Annotated in this window: 14 protein-coding genes, 2 tRNA genes and 1 pseudogene; 4 read left to right on the forward strand and 13 right to left on the reverse strand. The window is 64.3% G+C overall.

Annotation, left to right across the window (positions count from 1 at the left end; translation table 11 throughout):
- The first annotated feature begins 41 nt into the window (after window positions 1-41).
- The 4 genes from KSS90_RS22780 (at window position 42) to KSS90_RS22795 (ending at window position 3,051) form a co-directional block, all read left to right on the forward strand.
- Window positions 42-128, forward strand: a tRNA-Leu gene (locus KSS90_RS22780).
- Between the two features lie 88 nt (window positions 129-216).
- Window positions 217-303, forward strand: a tRNA-Leu gene (locus KSS90_RS22785).
- A gap of 169 nt (window positions 304-472) precedes the next feature.
- Complete coding sequence (locus KSS90_RS22790) at window positions 473-1,486, forward strand: extracellular solute-binding protein (protein ID WP_023629373.1); 1,014 nt, start codon at window positions 473-475, stop codon at window positions 1,484-1,486.
- Window positions 1,486-3,051, forward strand: a complete 1,566-nt coding sequence (locus tag KSS90_RS22795; RefSeq protein WP_217867362.1) for an ABC transporter permease — start codon at window positions 1,486-1,488, stop codon at window positions 3,049-3,051. The genes KSS90_RS22790 and KSS90_RS22795 overlap by 1 nt, the downstream gene beginning before the upstream one ends.
- 143 nt (window positions 3,052-3,194) lie before the next feature.
- Here the strand turns inward: KSS90_RS22795 and KSS90_RS26005 are convergent, their stop codons facing one another.
- The 13 genes and pseudogenes from KSS90_RS26005 to KSS90_RS22855 all read right to left on the reverse strand — a co-directional run bounded on the left by KSS90_RS26005 (window position 3,195) and on the right by KSS90_RS22855 (window position 17,649).
- Window positions 3,195-4,079 carry a methyl-accepting chemotaxis protein gene (locus KSS90_RS26005; RefSeq protein WP_371041632.1) on the reverse strand — a complete coding sequence of 295 codons (885 nt, stop codon included), beginning with the start codon at window positions 4,077-4,079 and terminating at the stop codon, window positions 3,195-3,197.
- A 21-nt stretch (window positions 4,080-4,100) separates the two neighbouring features.
- Window positions 4,101-4,793 (reverse strand): annotated as a pseudogene (locus KSS90_RS26010) (methyl-accepting chemotaxis protein); the annotation flags it as partial.
- A 578-nt stretch (window positions 4,794-5,371) separates the two neighbouring features.
- The gene (locus KSS90_RS22805) at window positions 5,372-6,664 is read right to left on the reverse strand and encodes an adenylosuccinate synthase (RefSeq protein ID WP_028688256.1); all 1,293 of its coding nucleotides are present in this window, start codon (window positions 6,662-6,664) and stop codon (window positions 5,372-5,374) included.
- Window positions 6,665-6,719: 55 nt separating this feature from the next.
- Entirely contained in the window at window positions 6,720-7,907 is a 1,188-nt protein-coding gene (locus KSS90_RS22810) for an ATP phosphoribosyltransferase regulatory subunit (RefSeq protein ID WP_038706891.1), read from the reverse strand.
- Window positions 7,908-8,200: 293 nt separating this feature from the next.
- Window positions 8,201-9,070, reverse strand: coding sequence for a protease modulator HflC (gene hflC, locus KSS90_RS22815; RefSeq protein ID WP_023629896.1), 870 nt, complete (start codon window positions 9,068-9,070; stop codon window positions 8,201-8,203).
- Window positions 9,070-10,254, reverse strand: a complete 1,185-nt coding sequence (gene hflK / locus KSS90_RS22820) for an FtsH protease activity modulator HflK (RefSeq protein ID WP_046853999.1) — start codon at window positions 10,252-10,254, stop codon at window positions 9,070-9,072. Before hflK ends, hflC begins: the two co-directional genes overlap by 1 nt.
- A 96-nt stretch (window positions 10,255-10,350) precedes the next feature.
- Window positions 10,351-11,652, reverse strand: a complete 1,302-nt coding sequence (hflX, locus tag KSS90_RS22825) for a ribosome rescue GTPase HflX (RefSeq protein ID WP_023629895.1) — start codon at window positions 11,650-11,652, stop codon at window positions 10,351-10,353.
- Between the two features lie 18 nt (window positions 11,653-11,670).
- Window positions 11,671-11,931, reverse strand: a complete 261-nt coding sequence (gene hfq / locus KSS90_RS22830) for an RNA chaperone Hfq (RefSeq protein WP_023629894.1) — start codon at window positions 11,929-11,931, stop codon at window positions 11,671-11,673.
- Between the two features lie 94 nt (window positions 11,932-12,025).
- Complete coding sequence (miaA, locus tag KSS90_RS22835; RefSeq protein WP_217867364.1) at window positions 12,026-12,997, reverse strand: tRNA (adenosine(37)-N6)-dimethylallyltransferase MiaA; 972 nt, start codon at window positions 12,995-12,997, stop codon at window positions 12,026-12,028.
- Window position 12,998: 1 nt separating this feature from the next.
- Entirely contained in the window at window positions 12,999-14,897 is a 1,899-nt protein-coding gene (mutL, locus tag KSS90_RS22840; RefSeq protein WP_217867365.1) for a DNA mismatch repair endonuclease MutL, read from the reverse strand.
- A complete protein-coding gene (locus tag KSS90_RS22845) occupies window positions 14,894-16,324 on the reverse strand; it encodes an N-acetylmuramoyl-L-alanine amidase (RefSeq protein ID WP_217867366.1) in 1,431 nt (476 codons plus the stop codon). The genes mutL and KSS90_RS22845 overlap by 4 nt, the downstream gene beginning before the upstream one ends.
- A 12-nt stretch (window positions 16,325-16,336) precedes the next feature.
- Window positions 16,337-16,810, reverse strand: a complete 474-nt coding sequence (gene tsaE / locus KSS90_RS22850; RefSeq protein ID WP_217867367.1) for a tRNA (adenosine(37)-N6)-threonylcarbamoyltransferase complex ATPase subunit type 1 TsaE — start codon at window positions 16,808-16,810, stop codon at window positions 16,337-16,339.
- A complete protein-coding gene (locus KSS90_RS22855) occupies window positions 16,798-17,649 on the reverse strand; it encodes an NAD(P)H-hydrate dehydratase (protein WP_217867368.1) in 852 nt (283 codons plus the stop codon). Before KSS90_RS22855 ends, tsaE begins: the two co-directional genes overlap by 13 nt.
- Between the last annotated feature and the right edge of the window lie 8 nt (window positions 17,650-17,657).

The following is a 17,657-nucleotide window of genomic DNA, read 5'->3' on the forward strand; positions in this document are numbered from 1 at the left end:
GATGAATGGCGCTGTAAAGCATCTTTTAATCTCGAATGTGTGCCCAGGTGGCGGAATTGGTAGACGCGCTGGTTTCAGGTATCAGTGACTTAACGGTCGTGGAAGTTCGAGTCTTCTCCTGGGCACCAAAAATTTTCAAGTAACAGATGACCAAGGATCTGTTACTACTGTGTGAAAGCAGACGATAGTCGCCTTCACCAGACGATGCAAAGCTTTGCCCAGGTGGCGGAATTGGTAGACGCGCTGGTTTCAGGTATCAGTGACTTAACGGTCGTGGAAGTTCGAGTCTTCTCCTGGGCACCATACAAAAACCCACTAGCTTGCTAGTGGGTTTTTTCTTGCCTGCGATTTCATGTCGCCGGGCAGCCCCCTCCTTCGTCTACCCATGAATTTCCCGTCATGCGCCCATTTGAGAAACTATTTCGTTTACCATTGTTTCCAAATATGTAGCCGTAAGCGAGGAAATACCCGCATGACGATCCGCCCGCAACCGCTGATGCGCACCCTGGCCGCCGCAGTTCTGAGCCTGGTGATCGGCGCTCCGGCCGCCCTGGCAGACGAACCGGTCACGTTGACTATGTACAACGGCCAGCACAAGGAAATCGGCGAAGCCATCGCCAAGGCCTACGAGGCCAAGACCGGTATTCATATCAATATTCGCAAGGGCAGCAGCAACCAGCTGGCCAGCCAGATCATCGAGGAAGGCGAACGCTCGCCGGCCGACATCATCTATACCGAAGAGTCGCCACCGCTGAACAACCTGGGCGAACTGGGCCTGCTGGCGAAGATCGACGACGCCACCCTGAACATGCTGCCCAAGGAGTATGTAGGCGCCAACGGCACCTGGATGGGCGTCACCGCGCGCACTCGCGTGGTGGTCTACAACCCGAAGAAGATCGATGAGAAAGACCTGCCGACCACGGTTATGGATTTCGCCGGACCCGAGTGGGACGGTCGCGTCGGCTACGTCCCCACCAGCGGCGCCTTCCAGGAACAGGCGGTGGCCATCCTCAAGATGCACGGGCGCGAAGCCACCGAAGAATGGCTTACCGGCCTGAAAGCCTTCGGCAAGACCTACACCAACAACATGGTCGCACTGAAGGCCGTAGAGAAGGGCGAAGTCGCCGCCGTGCTGGTGAACAACTACTACTGGTACGCCCTGGAGCGCGAGCGCGGCAAGCTCGATTCCAAGCTGTACTACCTGGCCGACGGCGACGCCGGCAACCTGGTGACCATCTCCGGTGCCGCCGCGGTCAAGGCCAGCAAGCACCCGAAAGAGGCACAGGCCCTGCTCAACTGGATGGCCAGTGAAGAAGGCCAGCGCGTGATCACCCAGACCACCGCCGAATACCCGCTGCATAAAGGCATGGTCTCAGACCGTGGCCTGAAGCCGTTCGATGAGCTGCGCCCGCCGAAGATCTCGCCGGCCGACCTTGGCAACGCCGAGGAAGCCATCGAACTGGAACGTGAGGTTGGCCTGCTCTGATGACTGCCGCCCTGCCCTCGCCCGCCTTGGCGCGCTTCATCCCCAAGCGCAAGCGCCCGTCCATCTGGGTGGTGCTGCCCGTGCTGTTCCTGGTGGCCATGAGCCTGCTGCCATTGCTGTACGTCGGGCTCAAGGCCTGGGATGCCGGCTGGCATGAAGCCCTGCGCCTGCTATGGCGTCCGTTCGTGTGGGGCTTGCTGCGCAACACCCTGCTGCTGATGGTCGGCGTCACCGCGCTGTGCCTGGTGGTGGGCGTGGCCCTGGCCTGGCTGCTGGAGCGCAGCGACCTACCGGGCCGACGCCTGTGGGGCGTGGTGCTGTGCCTGCCATTTGCCGTGCCATCGTTCGTCAGCAGCTTCACCTGGGTGTCGCTGAGCTCGGACTTCGAAGGGCTGGGCGGGGCGATCCTGGTGATGGCGCTGTCGAAATACCCGCTGGTATTCCTGCCGGTGGCCGCCACCCTGCGCAACCTCGACACTTCGCTGGAGGAGTCGGCGCGCACTTTGGGCTGCAGCCGCTGGGGCGTGTTCCACAAGATCACCCTGCCGCTGCTGTGGCCGTCGATGCTCGGCGGCGGGCTGCTGATCGCCCTGCACATGCTGGTGGAGTTCGGCGCCCTGTCGATCCTTGGCCTGCAGACCTTCACCACGGCGATCTACCAGCAGTTCGAGCTGGAATTCAGCAACGCCAACGCCGCGATGCTTTCGGCGGTGCTGCTGGCGCTGTGCCTGGCGATGCTGTGGCTGGAACTGCGCGTGCGTGGCAAGGCGCGTCATGTGCGCATTGGCCAGGGTGTGGCACGCCGCGCCCAACCCTTGCGACTGCGCGGCTGGATGCCACTGGGGCAGCTGTTCTGCCTGGCGCTGGCGGTGCTGGGCAGCGGCATTCCGCTGGCCATGCTCGGCTACTGGCTGAGCGTGGGCTCATCGGCGGCCTTCCCGGTCGCGGCCATCGGCAAAGCCCTGGGCACCTCACTGTCGGTGTCATTGGGTGGCGCCGGCTTCTGCGTGCTGCTGGCCCTGCCAATCAGCTTCCTGGTGGTGCGCTACAAGGGGCGCCTGGCGATCTGGGCCGAGCGTTTGCCGTACCTGCTGCACGCCCTGCCCGGGCTGGTGATCGCGCTGACCCTGGTGTTCTTTGCCCTGCACTATGTACCGGCGCTGTACCAGACCACGGCACTGTTGATCTTGGCCTATGCCTTGCTGTTCCTGCCGCTGGCACAGTCGCCGGTGCGCACCGCACTGAACAAGGCCTCGCCAACCCTGGAAGAGGCGGCGCGCACCTTGGGCGCCAGCAGCTTTGCAGCCTTCTGCCGGGTTACCTTGCCGATCATCTTCCCGGCAATGGCGGCGGCGTTCGCCCTGGTGTTCCTGGATGCGATGAAGGAGCTGACCGCCACCCTGCTGCTCAGCCCGACCGGGATGACCACCTTGGCCACCGAGGTGTGGGCGCATACCGCCAACGTCGAGTTCGCGGCGGCGGCGCCTTATGCGGCGTTGCTGATCGTGGTTTCGGGATTGCCGGTGTATCTGCTGACTACCAGGATGTACCTGAACAAGGCGTGACAGCCTCCTCTTGGGGGCGCGTTGCGCCCCTTTTGCCGCGGTTCGTCGCCACGACAAGCCGGCTCCCACCCCTACCGCGTCGCTCTCAAGCCCGCACTGTAATTGTGGGAGCCGGCTTGCCGGCGATGAGCCCCCACCTTTCCTCAGGCCCTGAACTGCCCCAGGCTGGCACGTAACTGCGCCGCCAGGTCATCCAGTACCTTGCTGCTGGCGGTGGTCTGCATTACCACCTCGGCCGAACGCTCGGCCTGGGCATGGATGGTTTCGACTCGCCCACGCACGGCTTGCGCGCCGCTGGCCTGCTGCTCGGCCGCTCGCGTGGCCAGGCCGATCGCCGCATGCACCTGCTCGACCGCAGCCTGCACCGATTGCTGGCGCCGCTCATTGTCGCGCAACACCAGCAAACCTTCACTGGCCTGGCGCCCGGCCTGGCTGATGGTCGCCACCGCCTCCTTGGCGCCTTGCTGCAGCGCAGCGATATGCGACTGAATATCCCCGGTCGAGCTCTGCGTCTTGCTCGCCAAGGCTCGCACCTCATCGGCCACCACGGCGAAACCGCGCCCGGTCTCTCCGGCCCGCGCCGCTTCGATGGCGGCGTTGAGCGCCAACAGGTTGGTCTGTTCGGCAATGCCATGGATCACCGTCAGCACCACCTCGATCTGCTCGCTCTGCTTGGCCAGCCGCTCGATCACCTGGGAGCCGGTCTGCACTTCGCCAGCCAGGTTCTCGATCAACCGCGCCAGCTGCGTCGAAGCACGGCTGTTTTCGTCGGTCGCCTGGCGAATATCCACCACCTGCTGCAATGCCGCCTGCATGGCATGGCTCTCGGCCTGGGCCTCGTCAGCCATGCTCGACAGGTCGCGCAGGCTGGCAGCCACTTCGTCGCGCTGCAACGCCGCGGCGGCGTCGGCCCCGGCGTTGCGCTGGGCCATGCTGTCGATCTCCACGCCAGTACGCTGCGCCACTTCGCCGGCTTCGCGGACGATGGGCTGCAGCTTGTCTACGAAGCGATTGACCGCCGAGGCCATGTCGCCGATCTCGTCACGGCTGTCGAGCTTGACGCGCTTGGTCAGGTCGCCTTCGCCAGCGGCCAGGTCGTTCAACGCGGCGATCAGCAGGCCAAGCTTGCTGAGGACGCGACGCCCGAGCACCACGGCCACCACCAGCAGCACACCCAGACCGACCAGCACCAGGCCGAGGCCGATGCGCCAGCGCAGCTCGGCGGCGGCATCACGCACGGTCTGCGCGGTATTGGCCTGCATCGCCGTGGCGCTGTGCTGGGCTGTCTCCAGGCGCGCACGCAAGGCCTTGCCACTGTCGGCGGCGGCGGCCACCAGGCTGTCTCCGACCAGTTGCTCGCCACTGGCGATCAAGGCCGCGAAGCGCTGATCCAGGGCCTTCAGTTCCTGGTCGATGCCCGCGGTGGACACGCCCATCAGCACCTTGCCGATCTCTGCGCCATTGGGGTTGATCGATGCTTCGACGAAGTACACCGACGGATCCTTGCGTGCGGCATCCAGCACCTTGTCCAGCGCCCGCTCACCCTGGCCCTTTTCCATCAATGCCTGGTTGATCGGGTTCTGCCGGTTGAGGTAGCGAGTCAGGTGCTGGCCCTGGGCATCGTCGTAGATCACGAACAACACGTTGGGATTGCGCTGGGCACGGCGAGCGAAGTCCGAGAGCATCGGCACGTCGTTGTCCCAGATCGCCCGTGGCGCGACCGAGGCCAACAGATCGGCCATTTCATGGGCCGAGTCCCTGAGATTTTCCTCCAGCGTTGCGCGCAACTGCTGCTGCTCATCCTGCAGACGACTGGACAGGCCCGCACTCAAACGTTGACGCGTACTGACGGAAAGGCTGTCGAGCCCAGCCCGGACATCCTCCCCGGCCTGCTCCAGTTCGGCAGCCAGTTTCTGGCTGTCATTGCCCAGGCGCGCCCCCAAATCGGCCTCCAGGGCGGTGACCGTGCTCCGCGTCAGTGCAACGGCAACCAGCACCTGCACCAGAAGAGCGATACCAAGCGCAACAAACACAGGCCGCAAGAGGCGGCTTCGTAACAGTGAAAGGATGGCAGACACGTTGTAACCCTCGTGTTTCTGGCGCCATTACTTTGATGGCATCTACAGAAGCTTCTTACAGCAAGGGTTGTGCCTGAGACAGCAGGTATAAATGCCAAAGATATGAGGCAATTATCCATGGCAGCGAAATTGCCTGCGCCGATGCCACGCGTGGGGCAAGCCCGCCGCTACTTCGTACCCCATATGAAAACGCCGCGCCTCCTTGCGGGGGCGCGGCGTTCAGTCAGCTAGCGAGTAGCTGATCAGGCGAACGGATGACGCAGCACGATGGTCTCGTTGCGGTCCGGGCCAGTCGAGATGATGTCGATCGGCGCGCCGACCAGCTCCTCGATGCGCTTGATGTAGTTGCGCGCGGCCTGCGGCAGCTCTTCCAGGGTTTTCACACCCAGGGTCGACTCGCTCCAGCCTGGCATCTCTTCGTACACCGGCTCCAGGCCGATGTAGCTGTCGGCATCGGAAGGCGCGTCAATGACGGCACCGTTCTCATTCTTGTAGCCAACGCAGATGTTGATGGTCTCCAGGCCGTCCAGCACGTCCAGCTTGGTCAGGCAGATGCCCGAGATGCTGTTGACGTCGATGGCGCGACGCAGGATCACGGCATCGAACCAGCCGCAACGACGGGCACGGCCGGTGGTGGAGCCGAACTCGTGGCCACGCTTGGCCAGGGTGGCGCCGGTCTCGTCGAACAGCTCGGTCGGGAACGGACCGGAACCGACACGGGTGGTGTAGGCCTTGGTGATGCCCAGGATGTAGTCCAGGTACATCGGGCCAACGCCGGAGCCGGTGGAGATGCCGCCGGCGGTGGTGTTGGAGCTGGTGACGTACGGGTAGGTACCGTGGTCGATGTCCAGCAGCGAGCCCTGGGCGCCTTCGAACATGATGTCCTTGCCGGCGCGGCGCAGGTTGTGCAGTTCGGCGGTGACGTCGAGCATCATCGGCTTGAGCTGCTCGGCGTAAGCCATGCACTCGTCCAGAGTCTGCTGGAAGTCGATGGCCGGCTCTTTGTAGTAGTTCACCAGCTGGAAGTTGTGGTAATCCAGCAGCTCACCGAGCTTGGCGGCAAAACGCTCACGGTGGAACAGGTCGCCGACGCGCAGGCCGCGACGGGCCACCTTGTCTTCGTAGGCTGGGCCGATACCACGACCGGTGGTGCCGATCTTGGCTTCGCCACGGGCTTTTTCACGGGCCTGGTCGAGGGCCACGTGGTACGACAGGATCAGCGGAGCCGCCGGGGAGATACGCAGGCGCTCGCGCACCGGTACGCCCTTCTCTTCCAGCTTGGTGATTTCACGCATCAGGGCATCCGGGGCAACGACCACGCCGTTGCCGATCAGGCATTGCACGCCTTCACGCAGGATGCCGGACGGAATCAGGTGCAGAACAGTCTTCTCACCGTTGATCACCAGGGTGTGGCCCGCGTTGTGGCCACCTTGGTAGCGCACGACGGCGGCAGCATGTTCGGTCAGCAGATCGACGATCTTGCCTTTGCCCTCATCACCCCACTGGGTGCCCAGGACGACGACATTCTTACCCATTACATTTGTCCTCATTCACGCAAACTTGGTGCCGGCCCATTGCCGGCGAAGAATCTCAATGGGTCAGCGGCAGAACCTGCCAGCGCCCGTCTTGCTGAATCAATTGCCGATCACAATCCGCCTCGAGGGCAGCACTCAGCGGCTGGCCAGGCAAAGCCTGGACCACTCGCTGGCCCTCGTTGCGCAACTGGCAGACCATCTGCCAGAGGGCCGCATCGCTGCTGTCGGGCATCCAGATGCCGCCAGCAGGCAATACGACCTCCGCTCGCCCCAGTGTGACCAGGGTCTTCAAATCCGTGGAGAATCCGGTGGCCGGGCGTGCCCGGCCAAAATCGGCGCCGATGTCGTCATAGCGGCCGCCCTGGGCGATCGATTGACCTTCGCCAGGCACGAACACGGCGAACACCACGCCGGTGTGATAGTGGTAGCCGCGCAGTTCGCCGAGGTCGAAGTACAGCGGCAGGTCCGGGTAGCGCGAAGCCAAGCGATCGGCGATCGCCAACAGGTCGTCCAGCGCCGCCAGCACGCTGGCCGGGGCGCGGCCCAGGCGCACACGGGCCTCGGCCAGCACTTCACGACCACCGCACAGCTCGCACAGGGCGCGCAACATGTTGCCCAGGTCCTTCGGCAGGTCTGCGGTCAGCGCCTGCACTTCATCGACGGCCTTGCGCTGCAGGGCATCGAACAGCTGCTGCTCGACCGCGCCGGACAGGTTGGCGGCACGGGCCAGGCCGCGGTAGATACCGACATGGCCAAGGTCCATGTGCACATCGGCGACATCGGTCAGCTGCAGCGTGGCGAGCATCAGGCTGATGACTTCGACATCGCTGGTAGGGCTGGCGTCGCCGTACAGCTCGGCGCCCAGCTGGATCGGGCTGCGCGAGGTCGACAGGGCACGCGGCTGCGCATGCAACACGCTGCCGGCATAGCACAGGCGGCTCGGGCCTTCACGGCGCAGGGTGTGGGCGTCGATGCGCGCCACCTGCGGCGTAAAGTCGGCACGGAAGCCCATCAGGCGGCCGGACTGCGGGTCGACGACCTTGAAGGTACGCTGGTCCAGGTCCTGGCCGGCGCCGGTGAGCAGCGACTCCAGGTACTCGATATGCGGGGTGACGACCAGTTCGTAACCCCAACTCTGGAACAGGTCCAACACCTGACGACGCGCGATCTCGATGCGCGCCGCCTCAGGTGGCAGTACTTCCTCGATGCCATCTGGCAGTAGCCAGCGGTCTACCGTTGCCATTACGCCATTTCCCCTCTGGTCCGGGCGGCCTGCCAGCTGGCGAGCCGTGAGTAAAGCAGGCATTGACGCACAACAGCGGGCAGCACCGATCCCAGCGCAACCACCGTAGCCAATACCCTCGAATTGCCTTGCGACCTGACCAAACCGTCAACTGGCCGTTTGCCAATCAACCTTGCAGACGCAAAAAAGCCGGGAATTTCCCGGCTGACTCATCATACACCCCTTTTCATTCAGGATGCACCCCGCCAGGCATTTTAGCTGCCCGGCGGGGCGAATCCCTCATGAGAGCACGATCAGGGCTTGCTCTTGTCCAGGAAGCGGAAGAACTCGTTCTTCGAATCCAGGACCAGCACATCGCTCTTGCTGGAGAAGCTTTCGCGGTAAGCCTTGAGGCTACGGTAAAACGCGTAGAAATCGGCGTCCTGCGTGTAGGCCTTGGCATAGATGGCAGCTGCCTGGGCATCGCCATCACCGCGGGTCTCTTCCGCTTCGCGGTACGCTTCGGCCAGCAGCACGCGGCGCTGACGGTCGGCGTCGGCACGAATACCTTCGGCCAGCTCGTTACCCTTGGCACGGTGTTCGCGGGCTTCACGCTCGCGCTCGGTGCTCATGCGGTCGAACACACTGCGGTTGACTTCCTTGGGCAGGTCGATGGCCTTGACGCGAACGTCGACCACTTCGATACCCAACTCCTTGCTGGCCATGCGGTTCAGCGAAGCGGTGATATCCGCCATCAGCGCATCACGCTCACCGGAAACCACTTCGTGCAGGGTGCGTTTACCAAACTGGTCACGCAGGCCGCTCTCCAGACGACGCGACAGGCGCTCGTCGGCGATCTGCTTCATACCCGAAGTTGCGGTATAGAAGCGCTCGGCGTCCTTGACCCGCCATTTGGCGTAGGCATCGACCATCACCGCTTTCTTCTCCAGCGTCAGGAAACGCTGGGTCGGTGCGTCGAGGGTCATCAGGCGGGCGTCGAACTTGCGCACCTGGTTCACGTACGGCACCTTCACGTGCAGGCCAGGCTGGACATCGGCCTTGACCACGCGGCCGAACTGCAGCAGTACCGCGCGTTCAGTCTGCGAAACGATGTAGAAGCAGTTCCAGGCGGCGATCGCCAGCACCACGGCGCCGATCAGGGCGAACAGTGACTTATTGCTCATCAGCGGCTCTCCCTGGAACGCAGCGGCGGTTGTGGTTGCAGGTCCTGCGCGGCACGCGCGGCGGCGTCATTGACCGACGGCGATACGCTGCTGGCCGGCGCTGCACTGTTGCCGCGACTGCCTTCGACCATCTTGTCCAGCGGCAGGTAGAGCAGGTTGTTCTGCCCGTCCTTGGCCGTGACCAGGACCTTGCTGGAGTTGCTGTAGACCTCCTGCATGGTGTCCAGGTACAGACGCTGGCGCGTGACCTCCGGCGCCTTGCGGTACTCGGCGACCAGCTTGGTGAAGCGATCGGCCTCACCCTTGGCGCGGGCGATGACTTCATCGCGGTAGCCGTTGGCGTCCTCGATGATGCGCTGCGCCTGGCCACGGGCCTCCGGCACCACGCCGTTGGCGTAGGACTCGGCCTGGTTGCGCGCACGCTGCTCGTCCTCACGGGCACGGATCACGTCGTCGAAGGCTTCCTGCACTTCACGCGGGGCTGCCGCGCTCTGTACGTTGACCTGGGTGACGGTGATACCGGTACGGTAGGTGTCGAGGAAACGCTGCAGACGCTCGCGGATGTCCACGGCCATCTGCTCGCGGCCTTCGGTCAGCACCTGGTCCATCGAGGTGGAACCCACCACGTGGCGCAGGGCGCTGTCGGTCGCATGCTGCAGGCTGACTTCCGGCTGGTCGACGTTGAGCACGAAGTCCTGCAGGTTGCTGATGCGGTACTGCACGGTCAATGGCACTTCGACGATGTTCTCGTCTTCGGTGAGCATCTGCCCCTGCTTGGTGTAGGCCCGCTCGCGGGTCACGTTTTCCATGTACTTGCGGTCGATCGGCGGGAAGTAGATATTCAGGCCGGGACCGACGGTCTCGTAGTACTTGCCGAAGCGCAGCACCACGGCCTGCTCCTGCTCGTCCACGACATAGACGGCGTTGTACAGCCAGATTGCCGCCAGAGCCGCCAGGCCGATGCCCAGCAGGCCGTAGCCGCCACCCTTGCCGATATTGCGGTCACCGCCGCCGCCGCGTTTCTTGCCACTGCCGAACATGCCGTTCAGGCTGTCCTGCAGCTTGCGGAAGGCCTCGTCCAGATCCGGTGGACCTTTCTTGTCGCCACCACCGCCGCCGCCATTACGGCGACCGCCCCAGGGATCCTGATTGTTCGAGTTGCCACCCGGCTCGTTCCAAGCCATAGCGCTCTCCATCTGATAAAGCAAAGACGCGCCCACGGCGCGCCGTCCAATGCTACAGAATGCCTGTCACGGCTGCCCGGCGACCTCGACGGGCATTTATTGCAAAGTGTGTTGCTCGACAAACACTTGCGGCTCCATGCCTTCGCGGCTGACCAGGCGATTCAGCTCGACCCTGGGCAGTCGCACGCTCAGCAGGCTGCGCCCTTCTTCATCATGCTCTTCACTCTGCACGGCGCCCAGGGCAAAGAATTGCGCGCGCAGGCGGGCAAACCGTTGCTCCAGGCACAGGGTTCCGACATACAGATCGTCCCCCAGCAACTCGGCAATCGCCTGGCCAACCAGCTCCAGGCCTCGTCCATCGCGTGCCGATACCCAGACCCGCTGCGGCTTGCCGTCGGCATCGCGCTGGATCTGCGGCTCGACATCTTCGAGCAGGTCGAGTTTGTTATAGACCTCGAGGATCGGCAAGCTCTCGGCACCGATCTCGCCCAGCACCGCCAGTACCTGTTCGATCTGCTCCATGCGCTCGGGCTCATGGGCATCGATCACGTGCAGCAGCAGGTCGGAGTTGCTCGACTCTTCGAGCGTAGCCCGAAATGCCTCGACCAGCTTGTGCGGCAGGTGGCGGATGAAACCTACGGTGTCGGCCAGCACGATCGGCCCCAGGTCGGCCAGCTCGAGCCGGCGCAAGGTCGGGTCGAGGGTGGCGAACAGCTGGTCCGCGGCATACACATCGGATTGCGTGAGTGCGTTGAACAGGGTCGATTTACCGGCGTTGGTATAACCCACCAGCGACACCGAAGGAATGTCGGCGCGCTTGCGCCCACGACGGGCCTGCTCGCGCTGGCTGCGCACCTTCTCCAGGCGTGCCTTGATCTGGCGCAGGCGTACCCGCAGCAGGCGGCGGTCGGTTTCGAGCTGGGTTTCACCCGGGCCACGCAGGCCGATACCACCTTTCTGTCGCTCAAGGTGGGTCCAACCGCGTACCAGTCGCGTGCTCATGTGCTCGAGCTGGGCCAGTTCGACCTGCAGCTTGCCTTCGTGAGTACGCGCCCGCTGGGCGAAGATGTCGAGAATCAGCCCGGTACGGTCCAGCACGCGACACTCGAAGACGCGCTCGAGGTTGCGTTCCTGGCTGGGCGTGAGGGTGTGATTGAAAATCACAAGGTCGGCTTCGGCCGAATGGACCAGGTCGCGCAACTCCTCGACCTTGCCACTGCCGATCAGAAACTTGGCGGTGGGCTGATGCCGCGCCACTGTCACCAGCGAAACGATATCGGCTCCGGCCGACAGCGCCAGCTCCTGAAACTCCTGCGGGTCTTCGCGCGCCTCAGGGTTCTGACCTTCCAAGTGAACGAGCAACGCTCGCTCACCACCACCGTGGCGCTCAAAGAACAATGCAGGCTCCTACTTTTTTCAAGCGTTGCCTGGCTCGCTGTCGCCGTGCTCACCATCGGTCGGGCTTGGCAGACGAACCGGGCGTGCGGGGACGACGGTCGAAATGGCGTGCTTGTAGACCATCTGGCTGACGGTGTTTTTCAGCAGCACGACGAACTGGTCGAAGGATTCGATCTGGCCCTGCAGCTTGATCCCGTTGACCAGATAGATCGAAACCGGGACTTTTTCTTTTCTCAAGGTGTTCAAGTAAGGGTCTTGTAGCGAATGCCCTTTTGACATATGCCGCACTCCTGTAAGGATCAATAATAGAAAATCAAGAAAATCGATAAATTATGCCGCCCCTTCGCAAGAATAGACGGCAACTGGCAGGGACTCAGCTCAATATGGAGACGGTCCCCAGGTATTTCAAGGTGCGGGACAGATTGTCGCAGGCCAGGCTATCCAGCCAGTGGACGTCGGACCAGCCGCGCAACCAGGTGAATTGCCGCTTGGCCAGCTGACGCGTGGCAATGATACCGCGTTCACGCATCTCATTCTCAGTCAGCTTGCCGTCGAGGTAGTCCCAGACCTGCCGATACCCCACTGCCCTTATAGACGGCAGCTCGGTGTGCAAGTCACTTCTGGCCCGCAGCGTTCGGACCTCGTCGACAAAGCCCTGTTCCAGCATCTGTGAAAATCGTAACGCAATTCGCTGATGCAAAATGTGACGATCTGTAGGCGCTATCGCCAGGCTGGCGACAGTATAGGGCAAATGCTCGCCCGCGCCTGCGTCTGCGCCGCTACTTTGCGCGTATTGACGCTGACGGTGGGCGGTCATGCTCTCGCCGCTCACTTTGTACACTTCAAGCGCACGGATCAGCCGCTGCGGGTCATTCGGATGAATACGCGCCGCCGACTCCGGATCGACTTCGGCCAGTTGCCGGTGCAATTCGGCCAGGCCGAGGGCCTGCGCCTGTGCCTCGAGCTCGGCGCGCACCGTGGCATCGGCTGGTGGCATGTCCGCCAGGCCATCGACCAGTGCCTTGTAGTAGAGCATGGTGCCGCCGACCAGCAGCGGGATCTTGCCGCGCGCGGTGATCTCGGCCATGGCTTGGAGAGCATCGGTGCAGAAACGTTTGGCCGAGTAGCTTTCGGCGGGGTCGAGAATGTCGATCAGGCGGTGCGGATGTGCGGCCAGCACTTCCTTGGAGGGTTTGGCGGTACCGATGTCCATGTCGCGATAGACCAGCGCCGAGTCGACACTGATCAGCTCGCAGGGCAGCTTGCTGGTCAGCTCGATCGCCAGGTCGGTCTTGCCGGCCGCGGTCGGGCCCATGAGGAAAATCGCCGGAGGTCTGTCACTCATGTTATCGGCCCCGCAGGAACAGCTTGTCCAGATCGTCCAGGCCCATCTGGGTCCAGGTCGGTCGGCCGTGGTTGCACTGGCCACTGCGCTCGGTGTTCTCCATGTCGCGCAGCAATGCGTTCATTTCGGGGATGGCCAGGCGCCGGTTGGCCCGCACCGCGCCATGGCAGGCCATGGTCCCCAGCAGCTCGTTGAGGTGCGCCTGGATACGGTCACTGGTGCCGTACTCCATGAGGTCGGCCAGCACATCCTGCACCAGGCGATTGGCCTCGGCCTGCTTGAGCAAGGCCGGGATCTGGCGGATCGCCAGGGTTTCCGGGCCCAGGCGCTGCAGTTCGAAGCCCAGGCGCTGGAACCATTGGGCATGTTCCTCGGCGCAGTCGGCTTCGCGCTGGCTCAACGCCAGCGACTCGGGCACCAGCAATGGCTGGCCGCTCAAGCCTTCACTGGCCATGGCCACTTTCAGACGCTCGTACATGATCCGCTCATGGGCGGCGTGCATATCCACCAGCACCAGGCCGACGGCGTTCTCGGCAAGGATATAGATCCCCTTGAGCTGCGCCAGCGCGTAGCCGAGCGGTGGAATATCGCCCTGGCTTTCCGGCAACGCGCTCGGCGCGGCGGCGGCATTGTCCAGAGGGGCGTAGAACTCGCGGTAGGCCGCCTGGGCCTCGCCGGCATTCAGCGGCTGGGAGGGCCTGGGTGTGTACTGGTACTGATAGCCCGCGCCCGAACCGCTCGAAGCGAACCCCCGCTGCTCGCCCTGAGGCTGCTCGAGCACTGGCGAGGCCAGGCGCATTTCGCCCTGGGGGCCGAACTCGCCGGCCTGCAAGCCGCTGGGGCGGACCAGCTCGTCGCTGGCCGCCGGCGCCGCAAGCTGGTCTTCCGGGCGCACATCGGCCAAGGCACGGTGCAAGGTGCCGTAGAGGAAGTCATGAACCATGCGCCCTTCACGGAAGCGCACTTCGTGCTTGGTGGGATGGACGTTGACGTCCACGCCGGTCGGGTCGCACTCGAGGAACAGCACGAAGGTCGGGTGCCGACCATTGAACAGCACATCCCGATAAGCCTGGCGCACCGCATGGGCGACCAGCTTGTCGCGCACCGCGCGGCCATTGACGAAGAAGTACTGCAGGTCGGCCTGGCTGCGCGAGAAGGTCGGCAAGCCGACCCAGCCCCACAGGCGCAGACCATTGCGCTCGACATCGATCGGCAGCGCCTGCTCAAGGAAGCCCGGACCGCAGATGGTGCCGACGCGCCGCGCCCGCGCCATCTCGTCGGCGGCCTCATGCAGGCTGAAGATGGTCTTGCCGTTGTGCCGCAGGTGAAAGCCCACGTCGAAACGCGCCAGCGCCAGGCGCCGGATCACTTCCTGCAGGTGATCGAATTCGGTCTTTTCGGCCTTGAGGAACTTGCGTCGGGCCGGGGTATTGAAGAACAGGTCACGCACTTCGACCGACGTGCCGACCGGATGAGCCGCCGGCTGCACCCGCGGGAGCATGTCGCGCCCCTCGGTCTCCACCTGCCAGGCCTCGCTGGCCTCGGCAGTACGCGAGGTGAGGGTCAGACGGGCGACCGAACTGATCGATGCCAGCGCCTCGCCGCGAAACCCCAGGCTCAGCACGCCTTCGAGGTCTTCCAGCTCACGAATCTTGCTGGTGGCATGACGCGCCAGGGCCAGCGGCAGGTCATCGGGGGCAATGCCACCGCCGTTGTCGCGCACCCGCAGCAGCTTCACACCGCCCTGCTCGACTTCGACCTCGATGCGCCGGGCACCGGAGTCGAGGCTGTTCTCCAGCAGTTCCTTGGCCACCGACGCTGGGCGTTCGACGACCTCACCGGCAGCGATCTGGTTCGCCAGCCGCGGGCTGAGCAGCTGGATGCGCGAGCCGCCACTCATTGCTGGGACGCCAGAGTGGTGGGCGGGATGTCGAGGTGCTGGCCGACCTTGAGCTCGTCGGTCTTCAGGTTGTTGCTGCTGCGCAGACCAGCCACGCTGACCTGGTAGCGCACCGCAATCATCGCCAGGGTCTCGCCGGGCCGCACGGTATGCTCACGCGGTCCCTGGGCGATCTTGCCGCTGTCACGCAGCCAGGCAATGTAGGTGCCTGGCGGCGGGTTCTGCTGGAAGAACTGACGCACACCGGTATGAATCGAACGCGCCAAGGCCTGCTGATGACTGCGGGTAGCCAGCTTGGCCGCCTCGTTGGCATTGGAGATGAACCCGGTTTCAACGAGGATCGACGGGATGTCCGGCGACTTCAACACCATGAACCCGGCCTGCTCCACCCGCTGTTTGTGCAGCGGCGTGACCCGGCCCATGTTGCCCAGCACCTTCTGCCCGACATTGAGGCTGGAACTGAGGGTGGCGGTCATCGACAGGTCGAGCAGCACGCCGGCCAGCATGCGGTCCTTGTCGTCGAGGCTGACGTTGCCGGCACCGCCGATCAGGTCGGAGCGGTTTTCCGTGTCGGCCAGCCAGCGGGCGGTCTCGGAGGTGGCGCCGCGGTCGGACAGGGCGAACACCGAGGCGCCGAAGGCAGCCTTGGACGGCGCGGCGTCGGCGTGGATCGAGACGAACAGGTCGGCGCCCTTCTTGCGGGCGATCTCGGTGCGCTTGCGCAGCGGGATGAAGTAGTCGCCGGTGCGGGTCAGCTCGGCGCGATAACCCTTCTCGGAGTTGATCTGGCGCTGCAGTTCCTTGGCGATATCCAGCACGATGTCTTTTTCGTGCTGGCCACGCGAGCCGGACGCGCCCGGGTCTTCGCCGCCGTGGCCGGCGTCGATGGCGACCACGATGTCACGCTTGCCACTCGGTGCCGGTGGCAACTTGATCGCCGGCTGCGCCGGGGTGACGGGTACCGCCGGCGTGGTGGCCGGTGGCTGCGGTGTCGGCGGCGGTGTCGGATTGCTCGCGGCGATGGCGTCGGCTTCCTGGTCGTACAGGTCGACCACCAGGCGATTGCCGTACTGGGCGTTCGGGGCCAGGGTGAAGCTCTTCGGCGACACGGCTTTCTTCAGGTCGACCACCACGCGCAGGTCGGTTGGCGTGCGCTGGGCCGAACGTACGCTGGTGATCGGCGTGTTCGAGGTGGAGACGTTCAGCGGCGCCCCCAGGGCGGCACCGTTGATGTCGATCACCAGACGATCCGGAGCGGTGAGGGTGAAGACGCTGTGCTGCACAGGCCCGGACAGGTCGAAGACCAGCCGCGTGTTGTCCGGAGCGCGCCACAGGCGCATGCTCTTGACTTGAGTGACGGCCAGAGCGTCAACGGTCACCGCGGTCAGCAGCAGCCCAACGACAGCGACCAGTGCGCGTATGCGCATACCTTTCCCCACTTACTGTATGAATTCTTTGGCCAGAACGGCACACCAGGCTTCGCCGCGTGCCCCCTGCGGCGACAGGCTCAGCGAACGTCCGCCCGCTTGCGGGCTTATGGTAATGGTCAGGTCGGGCTTTGGCAAAACGCCCGCGCCTTTATCTGGCCACTCGAACAGGCACAATGCATCGCCCTCGAAATAATCGCGAATGCCCATGAATTCAAGCTCTTCCGGGTCGACCAGGCGATAGAGGTCGAAATGGAAGGCGCGAACCTCACCAATCTCGTAGGGTTCAACCACGGTAAATGTCGGACTTTTTACCGGGCCGGTATGACCCAGGCCACGGATCAGCCCGCGGGACAGGGTGGTTTTGCCGGCCCCCAAGTCGCCCTCGAGAAAAATCACACCATGACCTTTGGTCACTTCGGCCAGTTTCGCGCCAAAGGCGACGGTGGCGTCTTCGTCGCCCAGAAACAGGGTTATACCTGACACGCTGAATGCTCCTCCAATAACGCTCTAATGACCGGCACCAGATCACTGGCCGCCAGCCCTCTACCTTTGACACCCAACCGCTCGCCCGCGCACGCATGCAGCCACACCCCCAGGCACGCGGCCTGCCAGGCATCCAGCCCCTGGGCCAGCAAGGCGGCCAGCACGCCTGTCAACACATCGCCCAATCCGGCACCGGCCATGGCTGGGTGCCCACGGCCGCAAAACGCCAACTGCCCGGCAGGGTCGGCCACCAACGTGCCGGCGCCCTTGAGCACGCAGACGCTGGCGTAGCGGCGCGCCAGCTTGCGCGCCGCACCCGGCCGGTCGGCCTGCACCGCCTCGGTGGAAATCCCCAGCAGGCGCGCGGCCTCGCCGGGGTGCGGGGTGAGGATGCTGCCGCTGGGCAGTGCCAGTGGCGTGCGCGCCAGCAAGTTGAGCGCATCGGCGTCCCACACCTGTGGCCGGTGGGCATTGGCCACCGCCGACAACAGGCTGCGCCCCCACCCGGCCTGGCCGAGGCCAGGGCCGACCACCAGCACCGTGGCACGCTCGAGCAGCGCCATCAACTGGTTGGCCGAGCTCACGCCCAGCCACATGGTCTCGGGCAGGCGTGTCAGCCCCGCAGCTACGTGCTCGGGGCGGGTGGCCACGCTGACCAGGCCGGCGCCGCAACGCAACGCCGCTTCGCCACTGAGCATCACCGCGCCGCCTGTGCCGAGGTCGCCGCCGACCACCAACACATGGCCGAAATCGCCCTTGTGGGCATCAGCGGCACGTGGCGGCAACCTGGCCAAGGTCAGGCTGCTGAGCGGTAATGGGGGGTGTTTGGTCTGAGGCATGGGGTCAA

Origin of the sequence: Pseudomonas maumuensis (genome assembly GCF_019139675.1) — a bacterium.
GTDB lineage: Bacteria > Pseudomonadota > Gammaproteobacteria > Pseudomonadales > Pseudomonadaceae > Aquipseudomonas > Aquipseudomonas maumuensis.